At 35.6% G+C, this 16,482-nt stretch carries 16 protein-coding genes, 1 tRNA gene and 1 riboswitch; of the genes, 14 read left to right on the top strand and 3 right to left on the bottom strand.

Features of this window, described 5'->3' with window-relative positions; translation table 11 throughout:
* Position 1 precedes the first annotated feature (1 nt).
* Positions 2–481 (top strand): DUF1850 domain-containing protein, encoded by a 480-nt coding sequence (locus tag I0Q91_RS05415; RefSeq protein ID WP_270453388.1) that lies wholly within the window; start codon positions 2–4, stop codon positions 479–481.
* A 190-nt stretch (positions 482–671) separates the two neighbouring features.
* Here the strand turns inward: I0Q91_RS05415 and I0Q91_RS05410 are convergent, their stop codons facing one another.
* A complete protein-coding gene (locus I0Q91_RS05410) occupies positions 672–1,124 on the bottom strand; it encodes a hypothetical protein (protein WP_270453387.1) in 453 nt (150 codons plus the stop codon).
* Between the two features lie 156 nt (positions 1,125–1,280).
* Here I0Q91_RS05410 and I0Q91_RS05405 point away from each other — a divergent pair, with 156 nt between their 5' ends.
* From I0Q91_RS05405 to I0Q91_RS05365, 9 genes are all read left to right on the top strand, one after another.
* Complete coding sequence (locus I0Q91_RS05405) at positions 1,281–2,378, top strand: BMP family lipoprotein (RefSeq protein WP_270453386.1); 1,098 nt, start codon at positions 1,281–1,283, stop codon at positions 2,376–2,378.
* A 120-nt stretch (positions 2,379–2,498) separates the two neighbouring features.
* Positions 2,499–4,046, top strand: coding sequence for an ABC transporter ATP-binding protein (locus tag I0Q91_RS05400; protein WP_270453385.1), 1,548 nt, complete (start codon positions 2,499–2,501; stop codon positions 4,044–4,046).
* Positions 4,036–5,139 carry an ABC transporter permease gene (locus I0Q91_RS05395; protein WP_270453384.1) on the top strand — a complete coding sequence of 368 codons (1,104 nt, stop codon included), beginning with the start codon at positions 4,036–4,038 and terminating at the stop codon, positions 5,137–5,139. Before I0Q91_RS05400 ends, I0Q91_RS05395 begins: the two co-directional genes overlap by 11 nt.
* Positions 5,139–6,041, top strand: coding sequence for an ABC transporter permease (locus I0Q91_RS05390; RefSeq protein WP_270453383.1), 903 nt, complete (start codon positions 5,139–5,141; stop codon positions 6,039–6,041). Before I0Q91_RS05395 ends, I0Q91_RS05390 begins: the two co-directional genes overlap by 1 nt.
* Positions 6,042–6,117: 76 nt before the next feature.
* Positions 6,118–7,356 carry a DUF401 family protein gene (locus I0Q91_RS05385; RefSeq protein WP_270453382.1) on the top strand — a complete coding sequence of 413 codons (1,239 nt, stop codon included), beginning with the start codon at positions 6,118–6,120 and terminating at the stop codon, positions 7,354–7,356.
* A gap of 24 nt (positions 7,357–7,380) precedes the next feature.
* Entirely contained in the window at positions 7,381–8,595 is a 1,215-nt protein-coding gene (locus I0Q91_RS05380) for an MFS transporter (protein ID WP_270453381.1), read from the top strand.
* A gap of 12 nt (positions 8,596–8,607) precedes the next feature.
* On the top strand, positions 8,608–9,585 hold the full coding sequence (locus I0Q91_RS05375; RefSeq protein ID WP_270453380.1) for a carbohydrate kinase family protein: 978 nt from the start codon (positions 8,608–8,610) through the stop codon (positions 9,583–9,585).
* A gap of 3 nt (positions 9,586–9,588) precedes the next feature.
* Positions 9,589–11,091: a glycosyltransferase gene (locus tag I0Q91_RS05370; protein ID WP_270453378.1), complete on the top strand. Its 1,503-nt coding sequence runs from the start codon at positions 9,589–9,591 to the stop codon at positions 11,089–11,091.
* A 30-nt stretch (positions 11,092–11,121) separates the two neighbouring features.
* Complete coding sequence (locus tag I0Q91_RS05365) at positions 11,122–11,523, top strand: nucleoside-diphosphate kinase (protein ID WP_270453377.1); 402 nt, start codon at positions 11,122–11,124, stop codon at positions 11,521–11,523.
* On the opposite strand, the gene I0Q91_RS05360 is transcribed toward I0Q91_RS05365, so the two are convergent.
* Positions 11,512–12,171 (bottom strand): NUDIX hydrolase, encoded by a 660-nt coding sequence (locus I0Q91_RS05360; protein WP_270453376.1) that lies wholly within the window; start codon positions 12,169–12,171, stop codon positions 11,512–11,514. The two genes, I0Q91_RS05365 and I0Q91_RS05360, sit on opposite strands and share 12 nt — an antisense overlap.
* 41 nt (positions 12,172–12,212) lie before the next feature.
* Positions 12,213–12,770, bottom strand: a complete 558-nt coding sequence (gene thiT, locus I0Q91_RS05355; protein ID WP_270453375.1) for an energy-coupled thiamine transporter ThiT — start codon at positions 12,768–12,770, stop codon at positions 12,213–12,215.
* A 45-nt stretch (positions 12,771–12,815) separates the two neighbouring features.
* Positions 12,816–12,921: riboswitch (TPP riboswitch) on the bottom strand.
* A gap of 130 nt (positions 12,922–13,051) precedes the next feature.
* Here thiT and I0Q91_RS05350 point away from each other — a divergent pair.
* The 4 genes from I0Q91_RS05350 to clpX all read left to right on the top strand — a co-directional run bounded on the left by I0Q91_RS05350 (position 13,052) and on the right by clpX (position 16,469).
* Positions 13,052–13,137 (top strand) — tRNA-Leu (locus I0Q91_RS05350).
* A gap of 125 nt (positions 13,138–13,262) precedes the next feature.
* Positions 13,263–14,546, top strand: coding sequence for a trigger factor (gene tig / locus I0Q91_RS05345; protein ID WP_270453374.1), 1,284 nt, complete (start codon positions 13,263–13,265; stop codon positions 14,544–14,546).
* 47 nt (positions 14,547–14,593) lie between these two features.
* Entirely contained in the window at positions 14,594–15,190 is a 597-nt protein-coding gene (gene clpP / locus I0Q91_RS05340) for an ATP-dependent Clp endopeptidase proteolytic subunit ClpP (protein ID WP_270453373.1), read from the top strand.
* Between the two features lie 22 nt (positions 15,191–15,212).
* Positions 15,213–16,469: an ATP-dependent Clp protease ATP-binding subunit ClpX gene (gene clpX / locus I0Q91_RS05335; RefSeq protein WP_270453372.1), complete on the top strand. Its 1,257-nt coding sequence runs from the start codon at positions 15,213–15,215 to the stop codon at positions 16,467–16,469.
* Positions 16,470–16,482 lie beyond the last annotated feature (13 nt).

Raw genomic sequence — 16,482 nt, 5'->3', positions numbered from 1 at the left:
TATGAAGAAAATAATCCTGGTTTTGATTTTTCTCCTGTTAATAATTGTCCTGATGAACTATACAGTTGGTTTGATTGTATTTTCCAGTGATAATGGAGTAATTAAAGTTAGACCAATATTTGTGCAGGCAACTGAGATAGAATTGAAATATATACATTCAGTTGCTCAAACACAAGTTTCTGAGAATTTTGAACTTGATAATAATGGTTTTATATTGAATAAAACTGTTTTTGAATCATATGGGGCAGGTCTCCCTCTTGATGGTGGAGATTTTAAGAGAAAAAATGGTAAATTTGTTCAGGAAGGTCAGAATATTAGGATCGATGAATTAGTGCTAAGGGTTTCAAGAACTGAGGGACAGGAATTGATAGTATCTGGGGAGGTTTATGATCTTCAACTCTTAGTGGAGCCAGGCCAGAGGCTTTTTGTAAACTTTTATAGTCCCTGGAATTATTTAAAGTTAAGTTTTGGATTTAATTAGAATTAGATAGAGGGTAGTATAGGCTCTGTCCTGGAGTAAATCCGGATTACTCCCGGATGGGACCCGGAGCAATCTTGGAGAATACATGGAGGAGTCCTGTAGAAAAGTTGGAGAAAAATAAAGATGGAATTATTTTAATGAATATAATAAAAATGCAGAGCCTTTAATGGCTCTGCAAGCTCTATGAATATTAATGTCTTCTTTTTCCATGGGGGCTATAATTTATTTTATCTGCATATTTTGGCCCAATATAGGGGGTTAAGATTATAATTGATTGAAGTACAGTCGGTTTTCCTGAGCCATCATCAAGAGCTAAAAGCAGAATGAACTGTTGGAAGGCTCCGTAAAACATTATTCCTATGAGAATTCCAGCTGCCCATACAGGAACCCTGAATATCTGCCAGATTGGGTCAGGCATTTTTGATCGATATTTATAGAACCAGCGGTTTAATTTATATACACCCCAGAAAGCTGTACCAGTTAAATATGCCACGAATAATGAGAAAAATATTAATCCAGGTATATTAAAATTATTTATTAATGAAATTATTATGCCAATTAAGAAACCAATTATGGCTGAACCGGTAGATCTTCTTCCTAAAACTAGTAAATATTGATCTTCTGACTGTTGTCTATGATACATATGGTTTTATGACCTCCTTTAAATAATTAAATGCAAATTAATTATAACATAATTTTTTTAATCTGGCTAACTTAATTAGTTGCAAGACTAGGGAAAAAATGATATATTAATAATGGAATAGATTAAGAATTTAAAATTTATAAGGGGGTTTTTATTTTGAGCAAGAAAATAATTAGTATTGCAGTAGTATTCAGTTTCATTATGGTAGCAGCTTTTGCTGGTTTTGGGCAGGTTGCTGAGGCAGATGACCATGGTTCAGATGTTAGAGTCGGTATAGTTCTATCAACTGGTGGCCTTGGTGATCTATCATTTAATGATTCAGCCTATCGTGGCCTGCAGAGAGCAGAAGAAGAATTAGGTATTAGTTTTGATTATATCGAGCCAGCAGATCCTGCTGAAGATGAAACAGCTTTACGTCGTTTTGCTGAGCAGAATTATGATCTAGTAATTGGTGTTGGTTTCCAGATGGCAGATAGTCTAGAGATAGTTGCCATGGATTATCCACATATCAACTTTGCTCATGTTGATGAACCATTTGAAGATATCCTTGATAATGTAGTATCATTAAACTTTGATGAGCATGAAGGTTCTTTCTTAGCTGGTGCTTTAGCTGCTCTAGTATCAGAGACTGGTACAATCGGTTATGTTGGTGGTGTTGACTTTGCTTTAATCCACCGTTTTGAAGGCGGATATTATCAGGGAGCAAAATATATTGATGAAGATATAGAGGTACTTCGTAGATATGCTGATGACTTTGGTGATCCAGCTAGAGGTCGTGAGATAGCTCTTGGTATGATCGATGATGATGCAGATGTTATTTATCATGCTGCCGGTGGTACAGGTACTGGTGTCTTTGAGGCAGCTGAAGAAGAAGACATTTATGCTATTGGTGTAGACGCTAACCAGAATCATGTAGCTCCTGGAAGAATTATTGCAAGTATGCTTAAGCGTGTAGATAATACTGTATTTGATGTTGTTGAGTCTGTTGTAGATGGCACCTATGAAGGCGGCCAGAACTTATTTTACAGTCTTGCTGATGGTGGTGTTGGTCTAACCAGCTTAACAGAATTAGATATTGAAGAAGAGCAGGCTTATGAAGATGGAGTTATTTCTGAAGAAGAGCTAGAAATGATTAAAGAGATGAAAGAAAACGTAACTGCAGAGCATGCTGAAAGAATCGATGAAATTGCTGAAATGATTAAAGATGGCGAAATAGAAGTAGAAAACTGGGGAGAGACTGGCAGACCCGAGTAAACTTCTTGATTAGTAAATAATATTAGTATTCAATTAATTTTCCAGGACTCTGCCAATTCTGGCAGAGTCCTGATTAAATTAAGATAAGATTATTTTATATACTCCCAGGGAGGAAATATAATGTCTAGGGAAAAAGATTATTTATTAGATATGCAGAATATAACTAAAATATTTCCTGGTGTAAAGGCTAATGATAATGTTAATCTATCCATTAAAAAAGGAGAAGTTCATGCATTAGTTGGTGAGAATGGTGCCGGGAAAACTACTTTAATGAATATTTTGTATGGATTGTATAACCAGGATGGTGGCGAAATTTATTATGAGGGTAAAAAAGTAGACTTAGATGAACCTCAGGATGCAATTGATTTAGGTATTGGTATGGTCCATCAGCATTTTAAACTGGTTGAACCATTAACTGTTACAGAAAATATAGTTTTAGGTTCGGAACCTCGTAAAGGGGTAATGCTTGACAGGAAAAAAGCTAGAAATACTGTTAAAGAGATTTCAGAAAGATATGGTTTAAAGGTTGATCCAGATGCTAAAATACATGACATATCGGTAGGTATGCAGCAGCGTGTTGAAATTATTAAGACTTTATTCCGTGGAGCGGATCTACTTATTTTTGATGAGCCGACTGCTGTTTTAACACCACAGGAAATTGAAGAACTTTTTGAGATCTTTAGATCTCTAAAAGAACAGGGGAAAACAATTATTTTTATTACACATAAATTGAAGGAAGTCAAAGAAATTTCTGATCGGATAACTGTTTTAAGAGGCGGTAAAAGTATTGATACAGTAAATACTGAAGATGTTACTGAAGAAGATGTTGCTGAGTTAATGGTTGGCCGTCAGGTACTATTACAGGTTGAAAAGACTGAAGCTGATCCTGGCAAGGAAATATTTAGTGTTAAAGATTTAAAAGTTAAAGATAACAGAGGGATTCAGGCTGTTGATGGTATTTCTTTGCAGGTAAGAAAAGGAGAAATACTTGGTATTGCCGGGGTAGAAGGTAATGGCCAGTCAGAATTAGTTGAAGCAATTACTGGTTTAAGAGAAATTGAATCTGGGGAAATTAAATTGAGGGGTAAAGATGTTACGCAACTTAACTCAAAACAGATAAAAGAAGAAAAGGTTGCCCATATTCCAGAAGATAGACATAAGAGAGGCTTGATTTTGGATTTTGATCTTAATGAAAATATGATTCTTGGGTATCATTATCTTGAACCCTTTTCTAAAAAAGGTATTATGAGTTATGATTCAGTTGAAGAGTATACTAAAGGATTAATTAAGGAGTATGATGTTAGAACCAGTGGACCGGATGCTCTTGCTAAAAATTTGTCTGGAGGTAATCAGCAGAAGGTTGTTATTGCTAGAGAGTTTAATAGAGATCCAGAGTTTTTAATTGCATCACAGCCAACCAGAGGTGTCGATGTAGGTTCAATCGAGTTTATTCACAATCAGATTATTGAGAGACGGGACAATGGTGCAGGTGTACTGCTTGTATCAGCTGAATTAAGTGAGGTATTATCATTAAGTGACAGAATTGCTGTAATATATGAAGGTGAGATAATGGATGTATTAAAAGCCAGTGAAACAGATGAAATAGAATTAGGTAGATTAATGACCGGTTCTGAAGCTAAGGCCGGAGGTGGAAAAGATGCAGGATAAACTGAAATCAATAGCTGCTAATTTAGGTATATCTTTCTTTTCAATAGTAATTGCTCTAATTGTAGGTTCATTTTTTATACTTTTGACTGAGCAATCTCCTATTTTAGCATATGCAGCTTTGTTTGATGGAGCTTTTGGTAATTTTAGAGCTATTTTAAATACTCTATGGAGATCGACTCCATTGATTTTAACTGGACTGGCTGTAGCTATTCCTTTTAAAGCAGGACTTTTTAATATTGGTGCTGAAGGTCAGTTATTGATGGGAGGCTTTACAGCAGCTGTTATAGGTTTTTATTTCACTAATTTACCAGGTTTTATTCATTTACCGTTTGCTGTTCTGGCAGGTATGTTAGCTGGAGGTATCTGGGGTGGAATACCTGGATATATGAAAGCAAAACTTGGTGTTCATGAAGTTATTGTAACAATTATGTTAAATTACATTGCCATCTCTCTAACAGTTAATTATGGAATAAATTATTTTAGAGAGACAGGAAGACAGGCTACTCCAAGAATCATGGAGACAGCAGCTTTACTTAGATTTAATGATATGCCAGATCATGCTTTCTGGGGCAGGATTCCTTTTATTGATATTTTTGCTCAACCTGGTATAAGACTCCATATAAACTTTTTGCTGGCTATTGTAGGTGCAATCTTATGCTGGTATCTCTTATTTAAAACTACAGCTGGTTATGAAATGCGGGCTACTGGTTTTAATCCAGATGGTGCTGAATATGGAGGTATTAGTGTAAGTAAAGGGATGGTTCTTGCTATGTTTATTAGTGGTGCACTTGCCGGTTTAGCTGGTGTTGGTGAAGCTCTAGGTACTCATCTGAGTTTTATGGCTGGTATGGATGCTGGCCACGGATTTACCGGTATTGCTGTTGCCTTACTGGGATTGACCCATCCAATTGGTGTAATTTTTGCAGGACTTTTATTTGGGGCTTTAGCTCAGGGTGGTTTGGAAATGCAGTTTGCCGGGGTCCCTTCTGAAATTGTAATGATAATACAGGCTCTTGTTATATTCTTTGTAGCAAGCCTCCAGATTTTCAAAAAGTATATTGTTAAAAGAAAAGCTAAAGAGGAGGCTGAATAATGGATACTTTATTGCAGATGATATCTATTCCTTTATTGTTGGCAAGCTTTAGATTTGCAACACCTCTGATCTTTGCTGCCCTTGGTGGACTGTTTTCTGAAAGGTCAGGTGTAATAAATATAGCCCTTGAAGGCATGATGTTAATGGGGGCATTTGCTGCTGTTTATGGCAGTGCTGTTACCAGAAATCCGTGGGTTGGAGTTTTATTTGCTATGATTGCTGGAGCATTAATGGCTTTAATTCATGCAGTTGTTTGTGTTACATTAAAAGCTGATCAGATAGTTGTAGGTACCGGTATTAATATTTTTGCGTCTGGTATAACTGTCTTTTTGCTTCAGGTTCTTTTTGGAGTTGCTGGTACTTCGCCAAGAGTGCCCAGGTTGCCAGCTTTTAGATTCTTAGGTCTGATCAGGTACAATCCGATGACTTATCTTGCTGTTATTTTGGTCCCAATCGTCTGGTTTATTATGTACAAGACCCACTGGGGTTTAAGAATAAGGTCGATTGGTGAACATCCCAGTGCTGCCGATACTTTAGGTATTAATGTTAACCGCTGGAGATTTATCTGTGTAATGATCAGTGGTGTTTTAGCCGGACTTGCTGGTGCTCATCTTTCTATTGGTGATGGTAGTGCATTTGTAAGAGAGATGTCAGCAGGTAGAGGATTTATTGCTCTAGCAGCAATGATTTTTGGTAAATGGCATCCTGTAGGTGCCTTTGGAGCAGCAATGTTATTTGGTTATGCTGAAGCAGTTGCTGTTCGGGTTGATTTTGCCTTTATTCCATCTGAACTAATTAGTGCTATCCCATATGTTCTGACACTTGTGGTACTGGCAGGATTTATTGGTAGGGCTATTCCACCAAAAGCAATTGGTGAACCATATAACAAAGGTGAAAATTAAATTTTAATAATTTAGATCAGGGTAGCCGGCAATGTTTTTGCCGGCTATCTATTTATGATTCAGGAGGATGTAATTAATGTTGCCATTAATAGGAGTAATTATTTCGTTTTTTACTGTAGTAATTTTATTATCTATGAAAAAGAGTTTAGGAGCAGCTATGTTTATTGGCTCATTAATAGTAGGAATTAGTTCTACTAATGATATAGCTGAAAATATTGGTGGTTTAATTCCGACATTTGTTACAGGGATTATTGACCCGATAGCTATAGAATTAATTGTTTTAGTAAGTCTTGTAGCTGTTTTCGGATATTTGATGAAAGAACTTGAGTTATTAACTGATTTAATAGATGTAGCCAGGTATTATTTGAGTAGCATATTTTTTATAATTACTGCTATTCCATCTATGATCGGGGTTTTGCCGATGCCAGGAGGCGCAGTTTTTTCAGCCCCTATAATTGAACCGATTGGAGATCAGATGGAAATGTCCAGTGCCAGGTTAACTTCTTTAAATATATATTATCGCCATCTCTGGTATTTTATCTTTCCCTATATGCCAAGTATGATTATTGCTTCTTCATTATCCAATATTAATGTGATGACAATTGCTTTGATGCATATTCCAATCGTTGGTATAATGATAATAATTGGCTGGATTTATTACAATAATGATAAAAAGAAGCTTATTCAAAAAGAAGTGAATCAGGATTGTGATACAGAAGAGGTCAGCTTTCTAGATGCAATTAAAGTCTTACTACCGTTTGTTATTGTTCTTTTTCCACCATTGATTCTGGATATAAGTTTTGTTTATGCTTTAATTGTAGCGATTTTATATATTATATTGCTTAGAAAAGATTTGTTTGAGTGGAAATATCTCTTGAATGGTATGAATTTGCAATTAACAGTCGGTGTAGCCGGGATTATGGTCTTTAAAGCATTTATTGAAAATTCAGAAGGGGTTATGATACTGACTGAATTATTGATAAGTTTTGGGATACCATTATTTTTACTTGCGCTGTTTATTCCATTTATTGCCGGGCTCCTTACAGGAAATCACACAGGTGCAATTGGAATATCTTATCCGATTTTATTAACATTATTTACTGATAGTTCTATGTATTTGCTCTGGCATATGATTATATTTTCAAGTAGTTATTTTGGTTATGTATTATCTCCATTTCACTTATGCAATTTAATGACAGTAAAATATTACAATATTTCTCTGGATAAGTATTATAAAGAGATTATCGTTCCTTTTGCCGGGACTGCTGCAGGGATCTTTTTGCTTTCTGTTATATATTATTTTACAATTATCTAGATTGGATAGGGGATGTTATGTTTAATGGAAAATAATCAGGAATCGAAAATCGATTGGAATTATCTTTTATTATTATCATCGGCCTACTTTGCTACTTCAATAAATATGCAGGGAATTCAGGCTTTAATGCCTTTTATACAGAGTGACTTTGAATTAAGTAGAACTCAGGCAGGTTTGTATTCAACTTTCTTTTTTATTTCTGCAACTATTGCAGCTGTATTTAGTGGGAAGATAGTTGATACTTATGGGGCAAGAAGAGGTATGTTAATTGGAGTTTTTAGTGTTGGTGGAATGATGTTTTTACATAGTTTTGCTCCTGTTTATTCTATTTTATTAATTTTAGGTTTAATCTGTGGTTTTGGGTTTAGTATAGTTACACCTTCTGTAAATAAGGCTATTATTGAAGGTGTGCATTATTCAAAAAGAGCTATTTCGATGGGGATAATGCAATCAGGTGGAGGAATTGGTGGTTTTGCAGGAGCCAGCTTACTGCCAGTTTTTGCTGAAAGTTTTGGCTGGCGGAGAGCAATAGGTTTTTCAGGGATAACTGCTGTTTTAGTGGGCTTTATAATAGTTATCCTTTTAAGTGATAGAGGTGGAAACTCAGAGGCAAAAGATATTTCATTTTTCAAGAAGATTAAAGAGCTTTTAGCTGATAGGCATCTATTTTTATTATGTCTGCTTGGTTTTGGGTTTGGAACTGCAATTGGTGCGATTCCTGCTCACTTTGCATTATATCTAACACTAGATTTAGGTTTTAGTGCTACTTTAGCTGGTTTATCATTAGGTGTTTTGCAAATTGGCGGTATTTTTGGTAGACCATTCTGGGGTATTATTAGTGATAAGTTTTTTAAAGGCGAGAGAGACCCGGCACTTAAATTACTGGTAATTATGATTTCATTGATGCTTTTCTTCTTTGGCTTATTTGTCTGGAGGTTTTCAGGTTCAAGGTTACTTATTATTTTGTTTTCATTTTTATTAGGTATGTCTGGAATGGGCTGGATGGGTCTTTATTTTACATATATTGGAGAGACTTCAGGATCAGATGATGCTGGTGTTGCGACTGGACTGGCTTTAATATTCTTAAGGACTGGAGTAATATTTAGTCCTCCGATTTTTGGCTTTTTAGCTGATATTACTGATAATTATAATATAAGCTGGCTGGCTCTTGGAATAATTATTGTATTTATTAGTTCAATTTATTTTTACCAGGTTAATAAGCTGGAAATAGCAAAGTAAGGGGGGGTATTTTTGGAATTTAGATTAGATAAACCTGTTGATTTATCAGATTCAGAAATAGATCTATTAGCAGTTGGTGAGGTTTTAATAGATTTGATTTCTCAGGGGGAAGCAGATACTTTTCTTGAAGCTGAGGCTTTTGAGCGATATTTTGGTGGTTCTCCTGCTAATATAGCTATGAATCTGGCCAGACTTGGGAAGAAATCTGCTCTGATTAGTAGAGTCGGTTTTGATGGTTTAGGAGAGTATTTGCTTAAAAGACTTGGGGAAGCTGGAGTAATCACTGATTCTATCTCAGTTGATAGGGATAATAATACGACTGTTATAATGGTAACTAGAAGCAGGAAATCCCCGAAATTTATTGCCTATCGAGGAGCGGAAAAGTTTATAGATAGTGATGAAATTAAAGATGAGGATATTAGGAGATCTAAAATCATCCATTTATCTACATTTGCTCTTTCTGCACCTGAGAGCAGACGGGCTATAGAGAAAATAATAAATATTGCCAGTGATCAGAATAAAGTAATTTCACTTGACCCTAATTACCGCCCTCAGTTATGGGAGGGAACTGGAGATGGAATAGAATATATTAAAAATATATTGCCTAAAATTGATATAATTAAACCATCTCTGGATGACGCAGAAGCTTTATTTGGTCAGGGGGATGTAGATGATTATATTAAATTATTTCATGAAAGTGGATGTAAACTGGTAATTTTAACTTTAGGTGCAGAAGGATTACTGATTTCTGCTGGAGATGAAATCAGACATTATGATTCTCTGGCCACTAGAGTAGTTGATACTACAGGGGCTGGCGATGCTTTCTGGTCTGGTTTTTATACAGGAATTAGCTCAGGTTATGATTTAGAACTTGCTGTACAATTAGGCAATTCTGTGGCAGCTGAGGTAATTAAAGAAGTGGGAGCTATTATTGATTTACCTGATGAAAGGACATTGATTGAGAAGTATAATTTGAAAGGGGAGGGATAAATTATGGAAATTAAGCGGGTTGCGTTTTTAAATCCTCAGGGCAATTTTGACCCTGATGATAGCTACTGGACAGAGCATCCTGATTTTGGCGGGCAACTTGTATATGTAAAAGAGGTTGCTATTGCGATGGCTAAGGAGTTTGGGGTTGAAGTTGATATATTGACCAGGCAGGTAAAGGATGATGACTGGCCTGAATTTTCTTCTAGCTTAGATAGCTATCCTGAAACAGATAAAGTTAATATAATCAGGTTGCCATTTGGCGGTAATGAATTTCTAAATAAAGAGAAACTCTGGCCATATTTAAAGGATTATGTCCTAGAGATTAGAAAGTACTATGATGAAATTGGTGAAAAGCCGGATATTTTGACAACCCATTATGGTGATGGGGGTCTGGCAGGAGCTATGTTTGAAAAGGAGACCGGAATACCATTTACCTTTACTGCCCACTCACTTGGTGCTCAGAAGATGGATAAACTTAATGTTAATGAAAATAATTTAGAAGAGATGCTGGCCAGGTATAACTTCCATTTGAGGATTGCTGCAGAAAGAATTAGTATGAATAATTCGGCAATTAATTTTGTTTCAACTTCTCAGGAAAAAGATAGTCAATATAGCCATAGAGCTTATGAAGGTACAGTCGATTTAAATGCTGATAAAGATTTTGCAGTCGTTCCACCTGGGGTGAATACAGATATTTTTAATCCAGAGACAGGACCTGAAGACGAAAAGATAGAGGTTAAATTTAAGAAAATGCTAGAGAGAGATATTTCTGAAGAGAGAAGGAGTCTACCTGGTGTTATTGCTGCCAGCCGCCTGGACCCTAAAAAGAATCATTTAGGATTTGTTAAGGCTTTTGCAGGTAATGCTGAGCTTCAGTCAAGGACAAATCTTGTGATTACATTAAGGGGAATAGATAATCCATTTGAAGATTACAGTAAGGCCAGCGGCGATGAAAAGGAAATTCTTGATGAAATTATGGAAATAATTGATGAGAATGATTTAAGAGGGAAGGTTACGATGTTTTCATTGAATAGTCAGCAGGAGCTTGCCTCAATTTATAGGGTGCTTGCTCAAAGAAAATCTGTCTTTGCTTTAACAGCTTTTTATGAACCCTTTGGTCTTGCTCCAATTGAAGCGATGGCATCAGGATTACCAGTTGTAGCTACTGAAAATGGTGGCCCTGAAGAAATAATGAATGATGGTAAAAAACATTATGGTATTTTAGTTGACCCTGAAGACCCTGAGGATATTGCTAAAGGTATTCTAGAAGTATTTTTAGGTCCTGAAGGATGGGAATATTATCATGAAGCCGGTCTGGAAAGAGTTGAAACAACATATACCTGGGAGAAAACAGCAGAGGGCTATTTAAATAGGATAAAGGAAATTATCAATAATACAGAGGCCTATAAGTCTGATAAAAGTATGGAAATTCCTGATTATTTTAATACTGGAAAGAATGAAGCTGAATTGATAATAGAACTGGAGAAATATTATCTTAATAACTAGAAACTAGTATTTAGAAAGGGAGAGATATTTGTGGAAAAGTCTTTAGTATTATTAAAACCTGAAGCATTGAGAAGAAATTTAGTTGGGAAGTTAATAGAGCGCCTGGAAAGAGCTGGTTTGATAGTTGAGGAATTAAAGATGAGTCAGTTTGATAGAGAAGTTATTGCTGAATTATATAAGGAGCATAAAGATAAATCTTTCTTTGATGATATAGTTAGCCATATGTCAGAAAATAAAATTGTGGCTATAGTTATAAAATCTGAAGGTAATACTATAAGAAAAATTAGAAAGTTGATTGGAAGTACTGATCCAATAGAAGCTGCTCCAGGTACAATTAGAGGAGATTTTGCATTTAAAATGGAGCCTGACAATCTTATTCACGCCTCAGACTCACAGGAAGCAGCCAAAAGAGAGCTCAAATTATTCTTCTAGGGATTGGGCCTCTTTAAAAATTTCTACAAAATTATAGGTGAATAGGGCTGTAAAACCCCAGATGATTTTATCCTGGTACCTGTAGAATAAAACTGAATAATCGCCTTCTCGCCACTGGTAATTATGGCCATCTTTGATTAGATGAAATGGGAAGTCACTATCTTCTTTTGGTTTTGTTCGAACATTTATTTTATATTCTTCAGGCTGGTTGTTAATTAGAAAGTTTAATGGAACTGTAAAAACTTTCTTGATTTCATTAAGATTATCATTATTATTTATATCCTCTACAGAGACATCAATTAACTGGCCTAAATAGGGATAAATTGCAAAGTTATATGGGGTGACCAGGAAATCTAGTTTGCCTAATGGCTTTATATTCTTAATGGAGATACCCAATTCTTCGATAGTTTCTCTAATTGCAGCCTGGGATGGGGTTTCTCCCTTTTCAACCCTGCCCCCGGGGAAGGAAATTTCCCCGGGCTGGGTTGTTAGATTTTCTGATCTTACCTGGTATAAAAGAGATAGATTGCCTTTGTTATCTTTAATTAAAGGCAATAAAACAGAATAAATTGTATTTATATTTAACGGTTGAGCTTTTTTATCTGCTAAATATTTGCTAATATTATGGATTCTATCGTTATTATTCATAATTATCTACCTCTTTTAGTTAATTATTTTATTTTGATTTATTAACTTTGATTTTCTCTGTAACTTAAAAATACTATTTCAGGTCTTTTTGAAATTAAAGCAATCACTATTGCAGTTATAATTATTGTCGGTAATACATGGGTTATATTATATAGAGCTGAATATACCCAGGGATTTTGACCGGCAGGAGCACTGTCAGCAAAGAAAATCACTCCAGATAGCAAGTGGGATGTAAACACTCCTAAAGCTGCTATGCTAAAAGCTTGAATGAAATTAATTATATTTAATTGGTTTTTCTCAGTGAATATTTTAAAGAAGCCAGCTATTCCTATAAAACCATAAGCAATTGGATAATCAAGCAGGAATTGTGCTGGGTGTACAACATAGGCTCCTAACATTAATCTAACAGCACCATATAGGATTCCAGTTAAAATTCCGGCTCGAGCTCCATTTCTGAAAGCCATGATAAATATGGGAAGCATAACTAAATTTACTGAACCTCCCATTGGCATACGCCAGAGGGTTATAAATGATAGGATTGTTGAAAGTGCAACTGCCATTGAAATTTCAATCATAATTCTTAGTTTTTCGTTTTGCATAAAAAATACCTCCTAGTATTTTAGGAAGCCTGCTAATACTGCTGGAGGATAATTTATAAGTTTCCCTGCGCCTGCATGATCAGGATCAGGTAATGAGGGTCGATGACTTTGCATCCTCTCAGCCTCCAGTGAGACTCCCCTTTATTGATTTTTGTTTGCAGTTTAAGTATAACATTTTCAGAAAATAAGTCAATAAGGAATTTTTTATTTACAAATGCTTGACAAGAGTTTTTTATTATGCTAGAATTATTATGGTTTGAGGAATTAAGTTAATTTGTTTTGCGGAAGTGGCGGAATTGGCAGACGCGCTAGATTTAGGATCTAGTGGGCCTAGCCTGTGTGGGTTCGAGTCCCACCTTCCGCACCATTTTTTTAATAATATTGATCTTAAATGACCCCGTTTTGGCCTTTGCCAATTCGGGGTATTGTTAAAATATAGATCTGTTTTTGTAATCTTTTATCATTATTAAAGCTATAAGGGGGATCATTTAAATGGATGTTAAACAGGAAAGACTGGAAGATAATAAAGTGAGACTGGATGTTGAAGTCGATATAGATGAGGTTAATCAGGCTTTAGAGCAGGCTTATAAAAAAGTTAGAAAAGAAGTATCCTTACCTGGATTCAGGAAGGGTAAGGTACCAAGAAAGGTTTTAGAAGCTAATTATGGAAAAGAAGTGCTCCATAAGGATGCCTTAGATATATTAATTCCACAAAATTATCAGAAGGCCATTGAAGAGGCTGATATTGAGCCGATTTCTGAACCAGAATTTGAAGATTTTTATATTGCTGAAGATGAACCGGCAACATTTACTGCTATTGTAGAAGTTAAGCCTGATGTAGAGTTAGGTGAATATACCGGTTATGATGTTGATAGAGAAGAAACTGAAGTAACTGAAGAAGATATAATGGCTGTTTTAAATAAACAGCGTGAAGAGCAGAGTCAATTAGTAAGTGTAGATAGAGATGAGGTTCAGGAAGGCGATCATGTAATTATTGATTTTGAAGGCTTTGTTGATGGCGAAGCATTTCCTGGTGGATCTGCTGAAGAATTTACACTTGAAATTGGTTCAGGCCAGTTTATTCCTGGTTTTGAAGACCAATTAATCGGCAAAGAGATTAATGATGAACCATATGAAGTAGAGGTAACATTTCCAGAAGAGTATCAGGCTGAGGACTTAGCCGGCCAGGATGCTGTTTTTGAAGTTACTATAAAAGAGATTAAAGTTAAAGAACTTCCTGAGTTAGATGATGAATTTGCCAAAGATGTTAGTGAATTTGATACCCTTGATGAGTTTAAAGAGGATATTGAAAATAGATTAAAAGAACAAAAAGAGAATCAGGCAAAGAGAAACCTTGAAAATGAGATAATTGAAAAGGTTTCAGAGGCAGCTGAAGTAGAAGTATCTGAACAGCTAATTCAAAATGAGCTTGATCAGATGATGCAGCAGATGGCTCAGAATCTCCAGCAGCAGGGAATTAATATTGAGGATTACTTTAAGTATATGGGCAGTTCCCAGGATGAATGGAGAGAAGAAAATCGTGAACAGGCTGCAGATAGAGCCAAGAATAATCTAGTTTTAGAAGCTATTGCTGAAGAAGAAGGTATTGAGGTTACTGATGAAGAAATTGATGATAAATTAAAAGAAATTGCTGATGCCAATGACCAGGATTTCGAGCAGGTTAAAGCATTTATGCAGATGCAGGGTCAGTTAGAATCCTTAAGAAATGGATTAAAAATGGAAAAGACTATTGATTTCTTAATTGAAAACAATTAGAATAGAAGTATAGAGGAAATTATTTCTTAGAGCTAGGAGGTATGTCGATGAGTTTAATTCCAATGGTAGTTGAGCAGACTAACCGTGGCGAAAGATCATATGATATTTATTCAAGATTATTAAAAGATAGAATTATCTTTCTCGGTTCAGTAGTTGAAGATAATATGGCAAATGTGATTATTGCCCAGATGCTTTTTCTTGAAGCTGAAGATCCTGATAAAGATATTTATCTTTATATTAATAGTCCTGGTGGTAGTGTTACAGCTGCTTTAGCAATATATGATACCATGCAGTATATAAAACCTGATGTTGTTACTATCTGTATGGGTCAGGCTGCAAGTGCAGGTGCTTTATTACTTGCTGCAGGTGCAGAAAAGAAGCGTTATTCACTCCCTTATAGTAGAATTATGATCCACCAGCCAATGGGTGGAGCACAGGGTAAGGCAAGTGATGCTGAAGTTCATATTAAAGAGTTGTTAGATTTAAAAGATATTTTAAATGAAATTATGAGCAAGCATACTGGACAGACAGAAGAAAAAATCAGTCAGGATATTGAAAAAGATTTCTTTATGTCGGCTGAAGATGCAATGGATTATGGAATTATAGATGAAGTTATAACGAGGAATGAATTGCAAGAGAAATAAGTTCCTCAAATGAGGTGATTAAATGTTTAAATTTGGAGACGAAAAAGGACAATTAAAATGTTCTTTTTGTGGAAAATCTCAAGAACAGGTCAAAAAACTTGTTGCAGGTCCTGGTGTTTATATCTGTGATGAATGCATAGAACTTTGTAATGAAATTATTGAAGAAGAACTACATGAAGATAAGGATATTGCTCTTGACAGGGTACCGAAACCGATTGAAATTAAGGATATCCTTGATCAATATGTTATCGGTCAAAGTAGAGCAAAGAAATCTTTATCTGTTGCAGTTTATAATCATTATAAAAGAGTTAATTCAGATATGAAGATTGATGATGTTGAATTGCAAAAAAGTAATATTATGATGGTAGGTCCGACTGGCTGCGGTAAGACATTGCTAGCTCAGACTCTAGCCAGAATCATAGATGTTCCTTTTGCTATTACTGATGCAACATCTTTAACTGAGGCAGGTTATGTTGGTGAAGATGTTGAAAATATTCTGCTAAAGTTAATTCAGGCAGCAGATTATGATATTGAAAAAGCTGAAAAAGGAATTATCTATATTGATGAGATAGATAAGATTGCCAGAAAGTCTGAGAATCCTTCAATTACCAGAGATGTCTCTGGTGAAGGGGTTCAGCAGGCATTATTGAAGATAATAGAAGGAACAGTTGCTTCTGTACCGCCACAGGGTGGCAGAAAGCATCCTCATCAGGAGTTTATTCAGATAGATACTTCTAATATATTATTTATTGCCGGTGGAGCTTTTGACGGCCTGGATGATATGATAAAGAAGCGTCTTTCTGAAAAGAATATTGGCTTTGGTGCTGATATTAAGACTAAGGATGAGAAAGAGAATATTGGTGAAGTCTTAAAAGAGATTGAACCTCAGGATCTCTTACAGTATGGTTTAATTCCTGAGTTTATTGGTAGAATGCCAATTCAGGTCACTTTAAATCAGCTGGATGAAGAGGATCTTGTTAGAATCTTAACTGAACCTAGAAATGCTTTAGTTAAACAATATCAGAAGTTCTTTGCGATGGATGATGTTGAACTTGAATTTACTGAAGATGCCTTAAAGGCGATCGGTAATCAATCACTTTCAAGGGGAACAGGAGCTAGAGGATTGCGCTCGGTTGTAGAGAATGCTATCCTTGATATAATGTATGATCTTCCTTCAGATCCAGATGTGGTTAAATGTATAATCACAGAGGATGTCGTTAAAAAAGGCGAGACTCCTAAATTAATCCGACATGATTCAAATCGGGAAGAGACTGCTTAAATAAAGACTAGTA

The sequence above is a fragment of the Halonatronomonas betaini genome (assembly GCF_015666175.1).
GTDB lineage: Bacteria > Bacillota > Halanaerobiia > Halanaerobiales > Halarsenatibacteraceae > Halonatronomonas > Halonatronomonas betaini.
This window is presented reverse-complemented; position numbering and strand designations above follow the sequence as displayed.